Origin of the sequence: Martinezella lusitana (assembly GCF_014207095.1) — a bacterium.
Classification (GTDB): domain Bacteria; phylum Pseudomonadota; class Alphaproteobacteria; order Rhizobiales; family Rhizobiaceae; genus Rhizobium; species Rhizobium lusitanum_B.
On record NZ_JACHBG010000030.1, the window covers coordinates 26,432 to 41,964 of the forward strand.

Here is a 15,533-nt window from a genome sequence, read left to right on the forward strand (position 1 = left end):
CGACCGACTTTCCGTCCGGAATTGCGCAAAACGAGCGGCTCTGACCCCTTGCCTGTCGCCCGGCCGCATGCTCATCTCTGATTGGACTGTCAGTTGGGGATTATCGGAATGCGCGTCGCCGTCATCGAAAATATGAAGAACACACCGCTCGGTGCACTCGGCATCGCGCTGGAAGAGGCCGCGGCGCAGGTCGAATGGTTCCGCCCCTGGAGTGGCGAGGCGCTGCCCGAGGACACGAAGTCCCATGACGCGCTGGTCGTGCTCGGCGGCGAGCAGAGCGCGCGTGACGATGACACCCACCCGTATCTGCCCGCGCTGGCGCGGCTCATGCGCCGCTTCGAGAGTGAGGACAAGGCCGTGCTCGGCATCTGCCTCGGCAGCCAGATCCTGGCGCGCGCCTATGAGGCGGAAAACCTGCTCGGTGCCGCCCACGAATTCGGCTGGAAGTCGATCGGCCTGACCGACGAAGGCAAGGTCGATCCCTTGCTGGCCGATGTCGGCGACAACTTCACCATTTTCCAGTGGCATTCCGACACGTTTGCGCTACCCGCCGGCGCTACCCGTCTTGCGACCAACGGCGTGACGCGCAATCAGGCTTTCCGCATCGGCCGTGCCACCTATGGCACGCAGTTTCACTTCGAGGCGAATGCCGCCGTGGTGGAGCGCTGGCGGGACGAACACCAGGAAACGATCGAGCGCAAGGAGCCGGGCTGGCTGGAGAAATATCCCGAGCTGGTCTCCAAGCACGCAGTCGCGGCCGACACGGCCGGTCTTGCCATCGCAAGGGCCTGGGTGAAGACCATCAGGACGCAGGCAAAGCTTCCGGAAGCGGCAGAGGCCTGAGAACGCCAGCAAATAAGAGGAGACGACACCATGAGCACGCTGGAACTACCATGCGAGGGCAGCTGCCGTTGCGGGCAAGTGCGGTTGAAGATCGACGCCAAACCGTTGCTGACCATGGCCTGCCACTGCACCGGCTGCCAGCGCATGACGGCCGGCCCCTATTCGCTGAGTGCAGCGATCCCCTCCGAGGGTTTCGAGGTGACGGAGGGCGAGCCCGTCATCGGCGGCCTGCATGGCGATGCCATCCATCACTATTTCTGCCCGCATTGCATGAGCTGGCTGTTCACGAAGCTGGAAGGCGTCGACTGGTTCGTCAATGTCCGCGCCACCATGCTCAACGATGTCGGCTGGTTCACGCCTTTCATGGAGACCTGGACGAGCGAAAAGCTGCCATGGGTCACCACGCCGGCCAAGCACAGCTATGCCGCGCTGCCGGCGATGGATGAATATGAAGGCTTGATCGGGGAGTATATGGCAGGAAACTGAAGTCAAAAGCCCTGAAAAAGGAAGTCGGTCGCGGCGGTAATCTGATCGCCGTGCAAACTCAAGTCGGTGATCAATTCTCCAATCTCGGTGAACGGTATTGCTGCCATCAATTGCGTTGCCATGATGCGGGGCTTGTCAGCGATAGTGAACTGCGGATTGAGCCTTGCCATTGGCATTGATACATCCTCCAGGGGAAGCAGAGGCACCATCATTCGTGTACTCAGTCTTTCCAACAAGTCAGACTGAATATCCAATGCGAGAGTTCCACCGTGCTTTAAGGCATAGACATGGAACCTTGCCATCAGAACTGCCGATATTTTCCAAATGGCAGACCATGTTTTTCAACATAGGCATTGGCTTGTTCGATTGCGTCGGCATTTTCCAAAAGCCACAGTCGCTCGCGCTCAGCCTTGATGGCGCGGGTTATGCCATCTTCGGCAGCGCGTGAGATATTGATTTTCAACTCGCGTGCATCTGCAACGAGCTGCTCGTCGAGAGATAAATTCGCGGCTTTTCGCGCTGTCCGAGTCATGAGGCGTTCCTCAGATTATACGCAAACTATATGCGCATAATTTGATTTTGATAAGAGCCTCACTCGTCCCCCATCTTCAGCGCGGCGATAAAGGCTTCCTGCGGGATTTCGACCTTGCCGAACTGCCGCATGCGCTTCTTGCCCTCCTTCTGCTTGTCGAGCAGCTTGCGCTTGCGGGTAGCGTCGCCGCCGTAGCATTTAGCGGTCACGTCCTTACGGAGCGCCTTCACCGTCTCGCGGGCGATGATGCGCCCGCCGATGGCGGCCTGGATCGGGATCTGGAACATGTGCTGCGGGATCAGGTCCTTCAGCTTCTCGCACATGACACGGCCGCGCTTTTCCGCCGCCGAGCGGTGCACGAGCATGGACAGCGCATCCACCGGCTCGGCATTGACGAGGATCGACATCTTGACGAGATCGCTCTCGCGATAATCGGTCAGGCTGTAGTCGAAGGAGGCATAGCCCTTGGAGATCGACTTCAGGCGATCATAGAAGTCGAAGACGACTTCGTTGAGCGGCAGATCGTAGGTGATCATGGCGCGGTTGCCGACATAGGTCAGCTCAGTCTGGATGCCGCGGCGGTCTTGGCAGAGCTTCAGGATCGAGCCGAGATAATCATCCGGCGTCAGGATCGTCGCCTTGATCCACGGTTCGCGGAATTCGGAAATCTTGACGACGTCGGGCATATCGGCCGGGTTGTGCAGCTCGATCTCGGTGCCGTCGGTCATGGTGAGCTGATAAACGACGGACGGAGCCGTGGCGATCAGGTCGAGGTTGAATTCGCGCTCCAGGCGCTCCTGGATGATTTCCAGATGCAGTAGGCCGAGGAAGCCGCAACGGAAGCCGAAGCCGAGAGCGGCAGACGATTCCATTTCGAAGGAGAAGCTGGCATCGTTGAGGCGCAGCTTGCCCATCGCGGAGCGTAGGTCTTCGAAATCGGCGGCATCGACCGGGAAGAGGCCGCAGAACACCACAGGCTGCGCCGGCTTGAAGCCCGGCAGCGCTGCCGCGGTCGGGCGCTTGTCTTCGGTGATGGTATCGCCGACGCGGGTGTCGGCCACTTCCTTGATCGAAGCGGTGATGAAGCCGATCTCGCCGGGGCCGAGGCTGTCGACGGCGACCATCTTCGGTGTGAGAACGCCGACGCGTTCGATCTGATACTTCGCATCCGTGCCCATCATGCGGATGGTCTGGCCCTTGGTCAGTGTGCCGTCGATGATGCGCACGAGAACCATGACGCCGAGATAGGTGTCGTACCAGCTGTCGACCAGCAGCGCCTTCAGCGGTGCCTTCTCGCCACCGGGGCTCTTCGGCGCCGGCAGCCTGTTGACGATGGCTTCGAGAACATCCGGAATGCCGAGGCCCGTCTTGGCCGAAATCAGCACGGCGTCGGACGCATCAATGCCGATCACTTCCTCGATCTGGTCCTTGATGCGGTCGGGTTCGGCCGCCGGCAGGTCGATCTTGTTGAGGACGGTGACGAGCTCGTGATTGTTGTCGATCGCCTGATAGACGTTGGCGAGCGTCTGCGCTTCCACGCCCTGAGAGGCGTCGACGACAAGCAGCGAACCCTCGCAGGCCGACAGCGAGCGCGAGACTTCATAGGCGAAGTCGACGTGTCCGGGCGTGTCGATCAGGTTGAGAATATAGGTCTCGCCGTTGTTGGCCTTGTAGTGCAGGCGCACCGTCTGGGCCTTGATGGTGATGCCGCGTTCGCGCTCGATCTCCATATTGTCCAACACCTGCTCCGACATCTCGCGTTCGGCGAGACCGCCCGTCGTCTGGATCAGGCGATCGGCCAGCGTCGATTTGCCGTGGTCGATATGGGCCACGATCGAGAAGTTGCGGATATGCGAAAGCGGAGTGGTCGAATTGGTGCTCATGCGCGCCATATAGCAGCGCCGCCCCGCGCCGCAAAGCGGAAAAGCGGGGCTTTGGCGGCTATCTTCACGTTATGTTAGCCTTTTCCGGCCCGCCGCCAGGGAATCTCGAAGCCCGCTTGATTCCATCATGAGAACGTGTATTTCTCTTATAGTAGAATTTCGAAGCGTGAGACATTGACAATGGCGGATGACGATCTGGATCTGGCGATCGGTGCACGCATCAAGGAGCTGCGCATCGCTCGCGGCCTGACACTGGATGAGCTTGCCAATGCTTCGGCCGTCAGCCGTGCGATGATCTCGCGCATCGAGCGGGCGGAGGCGAGTCCGACGGCCTCGTTGCTATCGCGGCTCTGTGCAGCGCTCGGCCTTTCGCTCTCGGCTTTCTTTGCCGAGGAGGACATGGAGGTGTCGCCGCTTGCCCGCCGCGAGCAGCAGGCGATCTGGCGTGATCCGGGAACCGGCTATGTCAGGCGCTCCGTCTCGCCGCCGGGCACGGGCTCGAAGGTCGATGTCGTCGAGGTCATCTTCCCCGCCGGCGCGCGCGTCATCTTCCCACCGAATACGGCAAGTGCCGACATGACCCAGCATGTCTGGCTGTTCGAGGGCGAGATGAAGGTGACGCATCGTGATGTGACCCATCACCTGATGCCCGGCGATTGCCTCTTCATGGGCGTCGGCGACGGCCACGCCTTTCACAATCCCGGCGAGGTGCCGGCGCGCTACAGCGTCATCCTCGATCGCGGCCGTTTATAAGCTTCAAGGATCTTTATCATGCCCGATATTCGTCTTCTCTCCGCTGCCGACGCTCGCGACAGGCTATCCGATCTTTGCGAGGTGCTTGCCGATTGCGTCAATGGCGGCGCTTCCGTCGGCTTCATGCAGCCTTATGGCGTAGCCGACGCCTTGCCCTACTGGCAGGGTGTGGCCGACAGCGTCGAACGCGGCGCGACACTGCTTTTCGTCGCCGTGATCGAGGGCCGGGTCGTCGGCACGGTGCAGGTGGGTGCGGCGCAGATGCCGAACCAGCCGCATCGCGGCGATCTTAAGAAGCTGCTGGTGCACAGATCCGCGCGGGGCAAGGGCCTTGCCCGTCTCCTGATGGACGCCGCGGAACGCGAAGCTGCCCGCATCGGCAAGACCTTGCTCGTGCTAGATACGGCGACCGGCAGCGATGCCGAAGCGATCTATCCACGCCTCGGCTGGCAGCGTGTCGGCGTGGTGCCGGATTATGCCATGTGGCCGGAAGGCGGCCTTTGCGACACGACACTCTTCTACAAGCGCATCGCTGCGTGAAAAGATGATTCAGGCTGAAAAGGCGGCCATGGCATCTCGCAATGTCGAGCCCGGCGCCCATTGCATCGCCTTCCAGCCGAATTGCCGTGCAGCCTCGATATTGGCTTCTACATCGTCGATGAAGCCGATCTCGTTTGGGGCAAAACCGACGCGTTCGGTCGCCAGCAGAAAGAATTCGACTGTAGGTTTCTGATGGCCGAGAGCGGCCGAATAGAAAACGCCGTCGAAACGCTGGGAGAGCTGAAGCGTCTCCATTAGATAGGCCGCGCGCATATGCTCCTGATTGGTTGCAAGGAACATCTTCGTGCCGTCGGCGCGCAGCGCGGCAAGATCTTCGAGCAGGCCGTGATCGAGGCGGGAGTCGTTTTCGAACCAATAGTCGATCAGCGTTTTCGCGGGGAGTTGCGGCGCGATCTCGCCAAGGACCTCTGAAAGCCTTGGCTCCAGCGCGTCGCGGCCGGTGACGATATCTTGCCAATAGGGTTTGAAGAATGCCTCCTGAAGCACATTCAGCCGCAAGCCGAGGTCCTGCTCCAGATAGGTGAAAAGCGGCAGCCCGTCGCTTGGCCTTCCGTGAACCAGGACGCCGTCGACATCGACCATCAGGATTTTCATGCGGCCATCCTCGCTTCGTCAAATGCAGGCGGAAAATGCGGTCACTTGCGGTAGCGTTCAAGAGCGCATCGCTCTTTTTTCCTGGCCGCGATGCATGTAGCCTTTAGGGCAAATGATATAATGGAGGAGGCGAATATGCGGGTCATTTATTCGGAAGATCACAAGCTCAGGGATGCCAAGACCGAGCTGCATGATGGCAAGCTCGTCACCCCCTTCGAAGCGCCGTTCCGCGCCGAATGGATCCTCGCCGCCGTCAAGGAAGCAGGCTTCGTCGATGTCGTCGCACCTGAGGTCTACGGGCTCGAGACGGCATGCAAGGTGCATGATCCCGCCTATCTCGAATTTCTGCGCGTGGTGTGGGAGCGCTGGGTCGCGGCCGGGTTTACGGGTGAGGCGATCTCCAATTCCTTCCCTGTCAGGCGCACCAGTCAGCGCGTGCCGGAAAATATCGTCGGCATGATCGGCCATTATGCCAATGCGGCCGATACCTCCATCACCAAGGGATCCTACGAGGCGGCGCTCGCCTCAATGCGCTGCGCCTTGACCGGCGCCGACTGGCTACACGTTGGCAATCGCTTTGCCTTTGCGCTCTGCCGTCCGCCCGGCCATCATGCCGGCTCCGATCTCTTCGGTGGCTATTGCTTCATCAACAATGCCGGTGTCGCCGCACAGCGCCTGCGCGACCATGGCGCGGCCAGGGTTGCGGTGCTCGATGTCGATTTCCATCATGGCAACGGCACGCAGGACATATTCTACCGGCGGGGCGATGTCTTCACGGCTTCGCTGCATGGCGATCCCCTCCATGCCTTCCCCTATTTCCTTGGTCATGCCGACGAGAAGGGCGAGGGCAACGGGCTCGGCGCCAACCGCAATTACCCGATGCAGCCGGGCACGCCATGGGAGGTATGGTCATCGGCGCTCGACGATGCGCTGGCCCGCATCAAGGCCTTCGGCGCCGAAGCAATCGTCCTCTCGCTCGGCGTCGATACTTTCGAGCGCGATCCGATCTCTTTCTTCGCGTTGACGTCGCAGGATTTCATCCGCATGGGCGAGCGCATCGCCGCGGCGGGATTGCCCGTGCTCGTCTGCATGGAAGGCGGTTATGGCGTGCCCGAAATCGGTCTCAACGTCGCCAATGTGCTGAAAGGCCTTGAAGCCTGAGCGGCTCTTGCATCAAAGCGCCTGATCCCAGCATGAAAAGTTTGAATTTGCCAGCATAAGCCCATGCCTCTAAAACCCTCGCCCGATGGGAGAGGTCATGGATCAGAAGCTTATCGAAAGTGGCACGGATGGCGGCGCAGTATTGATGCCGCATCCGAATGTTGCGCCCTCCTCCGGCGGCATCGCCGCGGGGATACTGATGTGCGTCATGTCTATGTCCTGCATCCAGTTCGGCTCGGCCCTGTCGGCTCCGATCATCAATGCCTATGGGCCGGTGGGCGCGACATGGCTTCGGCTCGTCTTTGCCTCCGCAGCATTGGCGATCATCGTCCGTCCGAAAATTCTAAGCTACAGCCGCTCGCAGTGGCTCGGCGTGCTGGCGCTCGGCACCGTTTCGGCGCTGATGACGACGTTCTTCTTCTCGGCGATTGCGCGCATTCCCTTAGGCCTTGCCGTCGCGATCGAGTTTCTCGGGCCGCTGCTGGTCGCGACCCTGGGCTTCGGGCTCAGCCGCCAGCTTCTCTGGCCTCTTTTCGCGGCCATCGGCGTGCTGCTGCTGGCCTATGATGGCGAGGCGTGGGTCGGCAATCTGCCCGGCATTCTCTTTGCCATCGGGGCAGGGGCGGGCTGGGCCAGCTACATTCTGCTGACAAAGAAGGTTGGCAACGCATTTCAGGGCCTCGAAGGACTCTCGATGTCGTTGCTGGTCGCAGCCGTGGTTTCGACCCCCTTCGGCTTCGCGTCCGCGGTTCCGCATCTGACAGGTTATGGCCTGCTCGAGATCGCCGGCCTAGCGCTACTTGTTCCGCTGCTTCCCTATGTGCTGGAAATGGTGGCGCTGCGGCGCATGCCGACTTCGTCCTTCGGCATTCTCATGAGCCTCGAACCCGCCATCGGCGCCGTTGCGGGCTTTATTATCCTGTCGCAACCAATGACGCCGTCACAGATGTTCGGCACCGCCCTCGTCGTTTCCGCCAGCATCGGTGCCACGATCTTCGCGACGAAGGGCTGAATTCACCGGATATCATAGTCTTTCAGATCGAGGGTCACGCTTGCGGTTCTCTGTTCGGTCAACGCTAAGGTCGGCCGCGTTTTGACCGCTTCCGGTGTGTTTGTCCTCGAGGCCCTCAATGAGGCCAAATGGTGTAGGAGCGCGGGTTAGCCAAAGGTGTCTTTGCCCCTGCTAAAAACAGACCCCGCACGCATCGTATGGCGAGCCAGGCCATGAGCATGTAGCTCGCATAGGTGATGACAGCCACCCAAGTTCGCAAACCCGCGACCTCCACGTTGCTTTTTCCATGCATCAGGAACATCCCTGCGGCCCCGATGCCGAATAAAACCGCTTGTATCACCAGATAGACCGCTGCACTGCGATATTGCATTTCATAATGGGATCTCTCCCATTCGCCGCCGTCGGTAAGTCTTCTCTTCGCGAAGAGCATCGCGACTATCTGAATAGGAAAAAAGAATAAACCGAATAATATGATAGCGTAGTTTGAAGGAACACCGCCTGCCTTTTTGACGGCTACGTCGGTCATATGCAGCAAACCTTTCTTTATGATGGTCGAGCAAGCCGATTCGAATACAACTTCGAGATTAAACGAAGCTGACGCCGCAGACTACGTGTTTGCCGGCTGCCCCAGCCTTTGATGGCTATTGTTGCCACTACAATCAGATCTGACCGCGAGAGGCCGGTGGCTTGCGTCGCCGCACTCGTTACTTTCCGCGATACGCTTCAAACGGTCTTCTTCGCGGGATCATCCAGCGCAGGATTATAGAAGAGCGACAAAGTCAGGCTCTTGGCGATACGTTCGGCCGTTGCCATGAACCAGTCTCTTGCCTGCTCGGAAGGTGCGATATCGGTGAGCGTCTGCGAGAAAAGCGCCAGCCATTCCGGAAAGAGATCGGCCGCCATGCCTTCGACGCCGAGGTGCGCCTGCACCGGCTTGCCGCCATAGGCTCCGTTCTTGAAGGCGACTGATGACCAGAAGCGCTTCATCTTTTCCATATGGTCAGGCCAACGCCCGGCAAGTCGCCCGTCGAATACCGGCCCAAGCCGCGGATGCTTCTGCACGCGGCCATAAAAGGTGTCCACCAGCCTGTCGATGAAGGCGGCATCGATGCCCATGCCGGCCATCTCAGCCTCGGCCCTTTCGCGAATACCGGCAAGATGAGCCGCACGGCCCTGTAAGTCATTGTCCATATGATGCTCCCGCCGGTCACGCGCAGAATATCGCCGTGTCAGCTTTCGTCTCCGCTTATCTATGCAATTTCAGGGCATATCCAAGGCGTCATGCGGATGTTGCGGCAAACTGTCAAAATTTGCTTTCGTCTTCATGCGCTCCCCGCGTGATCCGTCATACTTCCCCCCGACGCGATTTCCACTCAAGATGGCGTCTCGCCGCTTGACCCGGGCGCTGCTCGACTTTAGAATTAGAATAATTCTAAAGTTATAAGGTTACCTTTCCATGCTGCTCGGTCTTTTTCGCCCATCCAAACGTCCCTTCACCTCCCTCTCGGAACAGGAAATCCTGGCTATCGCCATCGCCGCCGAAGAGGACGATTCGCGCATCTATCTCGCCTACGCCGACATACTCCGCCAGCATTATCCCGAATCCGCCAAGGTCTTCGAGGACATGGCCGAAGTCGAAGATACCCATCGCAAGACCCTGATCGACATGCACCGGCAGCGCTTCGGCGAGCGCATTCCGCTGATCCGTCGCGAGCACGTCAGCGGCTTCTATGAGCGCAAGCCGGACTGGTTGCGCAAGAATCTCTCCCTGGATGCCATTCGCGAGGAAGCGGAGGCGATGGAGCAGCAAGCCTATAACTTCTATATCCAGGCCGCCAAGCAGGTTTCCGATGCATCGACAAGGCAGCTTCTCGGTGACCTCGCGCTGGCCGAGCAGGGACATGAGGACGTTGCCCGCCTGCTTGGCAACAAGCACACGCCCGAAACCGTGAAACAGGAAGAGGATGCCCAGGCGCGCCGCCAGTTCGTGCTGACCTATGTGCAGCCGGGTCTTGCCGGCCTCATGGATGGTTCCGTCTCCACCCTGGCGCCGATTTTCGCCGCCGCTTTTGCCACGCAGCAGACATGGCAGACCTTTCTCGTCGGTCTCTCGGCCTCGGTCGGCGCCGGTATTTCGATGGGTTTCACCGAAGCGGCCCATGACGACGGCAAGATTTCCGGCCGTGGCTCACCGATCAAGCGTGGTCTTGCCTGCGGCATCATGACGGCGATCGGCGGCCTCGGACACGCGCTGCCCTACCTCATCCCGCATTTCTGGACCGCAACGATCACGGCCGCCATCGTCGTCTTCTTCGAACTCTGGGCCATCGCTTTCATCCAGAACAAATATATGGAGACGCCGTTCCTTCGTGCCGCATTCCAGGTGGTGGTTGGCGGCTCTCTGGTGCTGGCGGCCGGCATCCTGATCGGAAATGCCTGAAGCCTGTACTGAGCAGTCTCCCGTTCACGAAATGTTAAAAATCGGAACGCCTATCGGAGCTATCGGTTAGCAATACGAGGCCGCTCTTGGCCTCATTCTGCAAACCCAAGGAGATTGTCTAATGGCACACCAAGTTGGAAGCCACGAACAGCACGTCAAATCAGGTCAGCAGAGCCATAAGAACATGGATCAGAATAGCCGGAGCGCTTCTTCAGGCGGCTCACACGACCAGCAAGCCGGCAATGCGCGCGATGGCTCACACGAGCAACATGCCAAAGCGGGTCAGCAGAGCCATAGGAACAGATGACGTAACCGCTAAGGTCCAATCCGTCCGCACGAGCGAGTGAGGACTGTTCTGACTAAATCCCCAAAAACGGAAGGCCGGCTTCTTGCCGGCCTTTTGTCTGTCTTGGAGTGTTTGCACTTACTTGACGGAGCCGACCAGAACGTCGTTCCCGTTTTCGATGGTGACCCAGCGCCCCGTGTTGAAGCTCGCTTGACGCTTCAGGTAGGAATAGGGGGTTTTGGACCAGAGCTTGATCTCGTCCTCAAGATTGTCGAGGACATAATCGCCCTGCTTCGTGCGCAGCGTCAGAACCGCATGACCTTCACCATCCGGCTTGCGAACGACGGTCATCAGGAGGTTGGAGGCAGAGACGCCGCTCTGTATCAGCAGCCGGCGCTTCAGCAGGGCAAAATCCTCGCAGTCGCCGGCCGTCTTCGGGTATTCCCAGTATTCTTCTTGGCCATAGACCTCCATGTCCGTTGCCGGACGGATGGTCTTGTTGACGCGCAGGTTGATCTGGTTGACCAGCACCCAAGCGGCGGCGTTCATGTCCTCGGGGCCGGCATTGCGAACCGGACCACATTCATCGGGATGCCTCTGGCAGAAGTCATAGTGCCCGATCGGCTGGGAAGTGACGTTGCCGACGGTCATCGATGCGCTCTGCTGAGAGGCCGGCATCGCCGCTGATGACATCGCAATTATAGCAGCGAAGGCAACCAATACGCCCTTAATACGCACGCCCACTATTCCTTGTATCGTCCCTGCATTTGTTAACAAATTGTTAATGTAGCGGGGCCTGACAAGTCAATCGTTACTTAAGTGTTAACGGCGGAACCGGCGCGTATGGTTAATTTTGGTACAGTTGAGGCGGCTTTTGCCATAATCCCAAACCGCACCGGATCCGTAAGGCGTGCGGAAAAGACGCCCGCTGCAGAGGCTCCGCGGCGGGTTGTTTCAAGTATATCGGATTGTTTTTACTGGCTATTGTTAAGCACCAGGGTCTCGGCAACGGTGAGCATGCGCTCTATATCCTGCGGCCGTGACAGGCGATGATCGCCATCGCGCACAAGTGTTAACACCACATCGTCGGCCGGCAGATGCTCGACCAGCTTTAACGAATGGGCGAAGGGCACGTCTGCGTCTTCCATGCCCTGCAGGATATGCACGGGGCAGCCGGTCTCGATGATACCAGTCAGCACGCGATTGGCGCGACCGTCATCGATCAGGGCACGGGTGAAGATGTTCGGCTCGGGGCTATACTCCGACGGTTCCTCGAAATAGCCGCGCTCGGCCAGCGAACGGCGCTCGACATCCGAAAGGTTCGGCTCGATGAGGTCGACGGTGAAATCGGGGGCGGGCGCGATCAGGACGAGACCGGCGATTGCCGGGGCTTTCTTGCGCTTGCGCAGCTCCTGAATGACCCTGAGCGCAATCCAGCCACCCATCGAGGAGCCGACGAGGACGATCTTCTTCGGCTTCGTATGGTCGATGACGGCAATCGCCTCTTCCAGCCAGCGCGAGATCGTGCCGTTGGTGAATTTGCCGCCGGACTGGCCGTGGCCGGAATAGTCGAAGCGGATGCAGCCGAGGCCAGCCCGTTCGGCCAGAGCGTCCAGTTCCACCGCCTTGGTGCCGCTCATATCGGACCGATAGCCGGATAGCCACACGAAACTGACATTCTTCGTACCCTTGCCGGCGGCGCGCTCATGGATGGCGATCTGGCGTTCGCTGTCGCCCGTGCCAACGGAAATGAAGGTCGGTTGGGTGGCTGTAGCTGCTTCGGACATCAAGAAACTCCCGTTTTTCGCTCTATAGAACAGATTCGCCCGCACGCGACGCGAAAAATGCTCGGCTGTTTGCCGTAGGCCTGGGCGTTATTTGGCGACGGGACTGTGTCCTTCGCGCATCTCATTCTCTGTGACATTCTATTGACACGCAGGAGGTGCTTTTTTCCTGATGTCATGCTATTGACTTCAACATAGCTTTTACGACATTTCCGTCAGTTGCGCCGACGGGGAGCGAGAGGCTGCAGCTATCCGAAACAATTCGTGGAGAATAAGACCATTCGCAGACCCTTTAAAACCGATGCGCCCGTAAAGGATGGGCCACGTTCCAACAGGGAAATTCGCATTCCCAAAGTACAGCTCATTGCTGCTGACGGTGCGAATATGGGCATCGTCCCGACCGACCAGGCATTGAGAATGGCAGAGGAGGCCGGTCTCGATCTGGTAGAGATTTCCCCTAATGCTGAACCGCCTGTGTGCAAGATCCTCGACCTGGGTAAGCTGAAATACGCAAACCAGAAGAAGGCCGCCGAGGCGCGCAAGAAGCAGAAGATCGTCGAAGTCAAAGAAATCAAGATGCGCCCGAACATCGACACCCATGACTATGAGGTGAAGATGAAGGCTATCGGCCGTTTCTTCGAAGAAGGTGACAAGGTGAAGGTGACCTTGAAGTTCCGTGGCCGCGAAATGGCGCACCAGGAACTCGGCATGAAACTTCTTCAGCAGGTCAAGGAAGACACGCTCGAGATCGCCAAGGTGGAAGCCGAGCCCAAGCTCGAAGGCCGCCAGATGATGATGGTGCTTGCGCCGAAGTGAGGCGCAGGCAGATGTAAGAGAGGCCGGAGCCGTCCTTTGGGCGGCTTTTTCCTTTTGGGCGACCTCGTCGTGTCCTGTCATCGATCTGCAAAGAATCACGCGTCCGGCCAGTTGCACTTCTAAGCGACTGCGGTTATAAGCGCGCGTCCGAACTGACCGGCAGGGCATGCCGTGGCAGTTCAGAATGCTGGCGGAGCGGTTCGTCACCGTTTCAGCCGTTCAACAACAAACGCTCCGGCACCTTTTGCAGCCCGGTTTGTCCGGACCTGTGGGAAGGGCTTTCTTAGAAAAGCGCGCCAGGAAGCATCGAAGGAGTAGCAAAATGCCCAAGATGAAGACGAAGTCCTCGGCCAAGAAGCGGTTCAAGATCACCGCGACCGGCAAGGTCAAGGCCGCCGCTGCTGGCAAGCGCCACGGCATGATCAAGCGTACCAACAAGTTCATTCGCGACGCCCGCGGCACCATGGTTCTCGCAGAACCGGATGGCCGTAAGGTTGTCAAGAACTACTTGCCGAACGGTCTCTAAGACTATTCGTAACGCTATAGACTAAGGAGATCATGAAATGGCACGCGTAAAAAGAGGCGTTACCGCCCACGCCAAGCACAAGAAGGTTCTGAAGGCAGCCAAGGGCTTCTACGGCCGTCGCAAGAACACCATCCGCACGGCCAAGGCCGCTGTCGATCGCTCCAAGCAGTATGCTTATCGCGACCGCAAGGTTAACAAGCGCAACTTCCGCGCTCTCTGGATCCAGCGCATCAACGCTGCCGTCCGCGAGCATGGCCTGACCTACGGCCGCTTTATCGACGGTCTGAACAAGGCTGGCATCGAAGTCGACCGCAAGGTTCTCTCCGACATGGCAATCCATGAGTCGGCAGCGTTCGGCGCGCTCGTTGCAGCTTCGAAGAAGGCTCTTGAGTACCTCAAGGAAGCTGGCACGAAGAACGAGTTCGAAGCAGCCGTTAACTAACGCTGCGTCGCACGTCTTTCGTAAATTCATTATGAAACCCGCGCTGGCGAAACCGGCGCGGGTTTTGTGTTTTTGCAGCATACGCTTTTCCATCGTGTCAGGCCGTCTTGTCGGGCGAAGCTCGAAAAACGGGTCGCGCATCGGGCGACAAGTGCCAGGGACCGCATTCTCGGCGTGTTTTTGTCATTTGCCCGGTTGATTGGCCGCTTGCACATGGATAGTGATCTGCAGCGCCTCATCGTTGCCACAAGCTGTCTGATGTGGGCGTTCATCCATTATTCCGCGGAATGAGCGGCGTTCCATGCCCGCCGCCCGCAAGGCAGGATCAGATGACGGAACTCGTAACACTCGAAACCCAACTCATGGCCGAGGTGGCCGCGGCAACCGACGAGCAATCGATCGAAGCCGTCAGGGTCTCCGCACTCGGCAAAAAGGGCTCGGTTTCCGAACTGCTGAAGACGCTGGGTGCGATGTCGCCGGAAGAGCGGCAGACACGCGGCGCGGCGATCAATGCTCTCAAGAACTCCGTCACCGACGCGATCAACGAACGCAAGGGCGCGCTGCGCGATGCCGCGATCGACGCGAAGCTGAAGGCGGAGACCGTCGATGTCAGCCTGCCGGTGCGCTCGTCGCCTGCCGAGCGCGGCCGCATTCATCCGATCAGCCAGATCGTCGACGAAATCACCGCGATCTTCGGCGACATGGGCTTCTCGATCGCCGAAGGTCCCGACGTCGAGACCGACTATTATAACTTCACGGCGCTGAACTTCCCGGAAGGTCATCCGGCCCGCGAAATGCACGACACCTTCTTCTTCCAGCCGGACGAAAAGGATGAGCGCAAGGTTCTGCGCACGCACACCTCGCCGGTGCAGGTGCGCACCATGGAAGCGCAGAAGCCACCGATCCGCATCATCATCCCCGGCAAGACCTATCGCCAGGATAGCGACGCCACGCATTCGCCGATGTTCCATCAGGTCGAAGGCCTCGTCATCGACAAGACGGCGAATGTCGCCAATATCCGCTGGGTGCTGGAAGAATTCTGCAAGACCTTCTTCGAGGTCGACAATGTGACGATGCGGTTCCGCCCGTCCTTCTTCCCGTTCACGGAACCGTCCTTCGAGGTCGATATCCAGTGCGACCGCTCCGGCCCGATCGTCAAGTTCGGCGAAGGCACGGATTGGATGGAAATTCTCGGCTGCGGCATGGTGCATCCGAACGTACTGCGCCACGGCGGCCTCGATCCCGATGAGTACCAGGGCTTTGCCTGGGGCATGGGCCTCGACCGCATCGCCATGCTGAAATACGGCATGCCTGACCTGCGCGACTTCTTCAACGCCGATGTCCGCTGGATGAACCACTATGGCTTCCGCCCGCTCGATATGCCGACGCTGTTCGGCGGTCTGAGCGCGTAAGG

At 59.2% G+C, this 15,533-nt stretch carries 19 protein-coding genes; 11 read left to right on the plus strand and 8 right to left on the minus strand.

Features of this window, described 5'->3' with window-relative positions; genetic code table 11:
- The first annotated feature begins 108 nt into the window (after positions 1–108).
- Entirely contained in the window at positions 109–843 is a 735-nt protein-coding gene (locus GGD46_RS30760) for a type 1 glutamine amidotransferase (RefSeq protein ID WP_184710970.1), read from the plus strand.
- Between the two features lie 30 nt (positions 844–873).
- Positions 874–1,329 (plus strand): GFA family protein, encoded by a 456-nt coding sequence (locus tag GGD46_RS30765; RefSeq protein ID WP_184710972.1) that lies wholly within the window; start codon positions 874–876, stop codon positions 1,327–1,329.
- Positions 1,330–1,331: 2 nt separating this feature from the next.
- On the opposite strand, the gene GGD46_RS30770 is transcribed toward GGD46_RS30765, so the two are convergent.
- Genes GGD46_RS30770 through lepA form a run of 3 tightly spaced genes read right to left on the minus strand, consistent with a single transcriptional unit; the run spans position 1,332 to position 3,753 of the window.
- Entirely contained in the window at positions 1,332–1,631 is a 300-nt protein-coding gene (locus tag GGD46_RS30770; protein ID WP_184710974.1) for a CcdB family protein, read from the minus strand.
- The gene (locus tag GGD46_RS30775) at positions 1,631–1,861 is read right to left on the minus strand and encodes a type II toxin-antitoxin system CcdA family antitoxin (protein ID WP_184710976.1); all 231 of its coding nucleotides are present in this window, start codon (positions 1,859–1,861) and stop codon (positions 1,631–1,633) included. The genes GGD46_RS30770 and GGD46_RS30775 overlap by 1 nt, the downstream gene beginning before the upstream one ends.
- Positions 1,862–1,920: 59 nt before the next feature.
- Positions 1,921–3,753 (minus strand): translation elongation factor 4, encoded by a 1,833-nt coding sequence (gene lepA / locus GGD46_RS30780; protein ID WP_184710978.1) that lies wholly within the window; start codon positions 3,751–3,753, stop codon positions 1,921–1,923.
- Between the two features lie 171 nt (positions 3,754–3,924).
- Between lepA and GGD46_RS30785 the strand changes: the two genes are divergently transcribed.
- Both GGD46_RS30785 and GGD46_RS30790 read left to right on the plus strand, forming a co-directional pair.
- Positions 3,925–4,497 (plus strand): helix-turn-helix domain-containing protein, encoded by a 573-nt coding sequence (locus tag GGD46_RS30785; RefSeq protein ID WP_184710980.1) that lies wholly within the window; start codon positions 3,925–3,927, stop codon positions 4,495–4,497.
- Between the two features lie 18 nt (positions 4,498–4,515).
- Positions 4,516–5,037 (plus strand): GNAT family N-acetyltransferase, encoded by a 522-nt coding sequence (locus GGD46_RS30790; protein WP_184710982.1) that lies wholly within the window; start codon positions 4,516–4,518, stop codon positions 5,035–5,037.
- 9 nt (positions 5,038–5,046) lie between these two features.
- On the opposite strand, the gene GGD46_RS30795 is transcribed toward GGD46_RS30790, so the two are convergent.
- Positions 5,047–5,652 (minus strand): HAD-IA family hydrolase, encoded by a 606-nt coding sequence (locus tag GGD46_RS30795; RefSeq protein WP_184710984.1) that lies wholly within the window; start codon positions 5,650–5,652, stop codon positions 5,047–5,049.
- 135 nt (positions 5,653–5,787) lie between these two features.
- On the opposite strand from GGD46_RS30795, the gene GGD46_RS30800 reads away from it, so the two are divergent.
- Together GGD46_RS30800 and GGD46_RS30805 are read left to right on the plus strand one after the other, a co-directional pair.
- Positions 5,788–6,813, plus strand: a complete 1,026-nt coding sequence (locus GGD46_RS30800) for a histone deacetylase family protein (protein ID WP_184710986.1) — start codon at positions 5,788–5,790, stop codon at positions 6,811–6,813.
- Between the two features lie 97 nt (positions 6,814–6,910).
- Positions 6,911–7,825, plus strand: coding sequence for a DMT family transporter (locus tag GGD46_RS30805; protein ID WP_184710988.1), 915 nt, complete (start codon positions 6,911–6,913; stop codon positions 7,823–7,825).
- Positions 7,826–7,940: 115 nt separating this feature from the next.
- Here the strand turns inward: GGD46_RS30805 and GGD46_RS30810 are convergent, their stop codons facing one another.
- Complete coding sequence (locus GGD46_RS30810; protein WP_184710990.1) at positions 7,941–8,351, minus strand: hypothetical protein; 411 nt, start codon at positions 8,349–8,351, stop codon at positions 7,941–7,943.
- A 197-nt stretch (positions 8,352–8,548) separates the two neighbouring features.
- Complete coding sequence (locus GGD46_RS30815; RefSeq protein WP_184710992.1) at positions 8,549–9,016, minus strand: group III truncated hemoglobin; 468 nt, start codon at positions 9,014–9,016, stop codon at positions 8,549–8,551.
- Positions 9,017–9,281: 265 nt separating this feature from the next.
- Between GGD46_RS30815 and mbfA the strand changes: the two genes are divergently transcribed.
- Positions 9,282–10,265 (plus strand): iron exporter MbfA, encoded by a 984-nt coding sequence (gene mbfA / locus GGD46_RS30820; protein WP_184710994.1) that lies wholly within the window; start codon positions 9,282–9,284, stop codon positions 10,263–10,265.
- A gap of 424 nt (positions 10,266–10,689) precedes the next feature.
- On the opposite strand, the gene GGD46_RS30825 is transcribed toward mbfA, so the two are convergent.
- Together GGD46_RS30825 and GGD46_RS30830 are read right to left on the minus strand one after the other, a co-directional pair.
- Positions 10,690–11,289, minus strand: a complete 600-nt coding sequence (locus GGD46_RS30825) for a transglutaminase-like cysteine peptidase (RefSeq protein ID WP_184710996.1) — start codon at positions 11,287–11,289, stop codon at positions 10,690–10,692.
- 236 nt (positions 11,290–11,525) lie between these two features.
- Positions 11,526–12,338 (minus strand): carboxylesterase, encoded by an 813-nt coding sequence (locus tag GGD46_RS30830; RefSeq protein ID WP_184710998.1) that lies wholly within the window; start codon positions 12,336–12,338, stop codon positions 11,526–11,528.
- 276 nt (positions 12,339–12,614) lie between these two features.
- Between GGD46_RS30830 and infC the strand changes: the two genes are divergently transcribed.
- The 4 genes from infC (at position 12,615) to pheS (ending at position 15,531) form a co-directional block, all read left to right on the plus strand.
- On the plus strand, positions 12,615–13,151 hold the full coding sequence (gene infC, locus GGD46_RS30835; protein ID WP_028750883.1) for a translation initiation factor IF-3: 537 nt from the start codon (positions 12,615–12,617) through the stop codon (positions 13,149–13,151).
- Positions 13,152–13,473: 322 nt separating this feature from the next.
- Positions 13,474–13,677, plus strand: a complete 204-nt coding sequence (gene rpmI, locus GGD46_RS30840) for a 50S ribosomal protein L35 (protein WP_004108077.1) — start codon at positions 13,474–13,476, stop codon at positions 13,675–13,677.
- A 37-nt stretch (positions 13,678–13,714) separates the two neighbouring features.
- Positions 13,715–14,119: a 50S ribosomal protein L20 gene (gene rplT / locus GGD46_RS30845; protein ID WP_184711000.1), complete on the plus strand. Its 405-nt coding sequence runs from the start codon at positions 13,715–13,717 to the stop codon at positions 14,117–14,119.
- A 329-nt stretch (positions 14,120–14,448) separates the two neighbouring features.
- On the plus strand, positions 14,449–15,531 hold the full coding sequence (gene pheS, locus GGD46_RS30850) for a phenylalanine--tRNA ligase subunit alpha (protein WP_184711002.1): 1,083 nt from the start codon (positions 14,449–14,451) through the stop codon (positions 15,529–15,531).
- Positions 15,532–15,533 lie beyond the last annotated feature (2 nt).

Bases quoted from the DNA above. Each gene is read 5' to 3' on its own strand.
- rpmI (WP_004108077.1), top strand. From the start codon at position 13,474: ATGCCCAAGATGAAGACGAAGTCCTCGGCCAAGAAGCGGTTCAAGATC.
- GGD46_RS30815 (WP_184710992.1), bottom strand. From the start codon at position 9,016: ATGGACAATGACTTACAGGGCCGTGCGGCTCATCTTGCCGGTATTCGC.
- pheS (WP_184711002.1), top strand. From the start codon at position 14,449: ATGACGGAACTCGTAACACTCGAAACCCAACTCATGGCCGAGGTGGCC.
- GGD46_RS30805 (WP_184710988.1), top strand. From the start codon at position 6,911: ATGGATCAGAAGCTTATCGAAAGTGGCACGGATGGCGGCGCAGTATTG.
- GGD46_RS30770 (WP_184710974.1), bottom strand. From the start codon at position 1,631: ATGGCAAGGTTCCATGTCTATGCCTTAAAGCACGGTGGAACTCTCGCA.
- lepA (WP_184710978.1), bottom strand. From the start codon at position 3,753: ATGGCGCGCATGAGCACCAATTCGACCACTCCGCTTTCGCATATCCGC.
- GGD46_RS30810 (WP_184710990.1), bottom strand. From the start codon at position 8,351: ATGACCGACGTAGCCGTCAAAAAGGCAGGCGGTGTTCCTTCAAACTAC.
- GGD46_RS30765 (WP_184710972.1), top strand. From the start codon at position 874: ATGAGCACGCTGGAACTACCATGCGAGGGCAGCTGCCGTTGCGGGCAA.
- rplT (WP_184711000.1), top strand. From the start codon at position 13,715: ATGGCACGCGTAAAAAGAGGCGTTACCGCCCACGCCAAGCACAAGAAG.
- mbfA (WP_184710994.1), top strand. From the start codon at position 9,282: ATGCTGCTCGGTCTTTTTCGCCCATCCAAACGTCCCTTCACCTCCCTC.
- GGD46_RS30790 (WP_184710982.1), top strand. From the start codon at position 4,516: ATGCCCGATATTCGTCTTCTCTCCGCTGCCGACGCTCGCGACAGGCTA.
- GGD46_RS30830 (WP_184710998.1), bottom strand. From the start codon at position 12,338: ATGTCCGAAGCAGCTACAGCCACCCAACCGACCTTCATTTCCGTTGGC.
- GGD46_RS30800 (WP_184710986.1), top strand. From the start codon at position 5,788: ATGCGGGTCATTTATTCGGAAGATCACAAGCTCAGGGATGCCAAGACC.
- GGD46_RS30775 (WP_184710976.1), bottom strand. From the start codon at position 1,861: ATGACTCGGACAGCGCGAAAAGCCGCGAATTTATCTCTCGACGAGCAG.
- GGD46_RS30795 (WP_184710984.1), bottom strand. From the start codon at position 5,652: ATGAAAATCCTGATGGTCGATGTCGACGGCGTCCTGGTTCACGGAAGG.
- GGD46_RS30760 (WP_184710970.1), top strand. From the start codon at position 109: ATGCGCGTCGCCGTCATCGAAAATATGAAGAACACACCGCTCGGTGCA.
- GGD46_RS30785 (WP_184710980.1), top strand. From the start codon at position 3,925: ATGGCGGATGACGATCTGGATCTGGCGATCGGTGCACGCATCAAGGAG.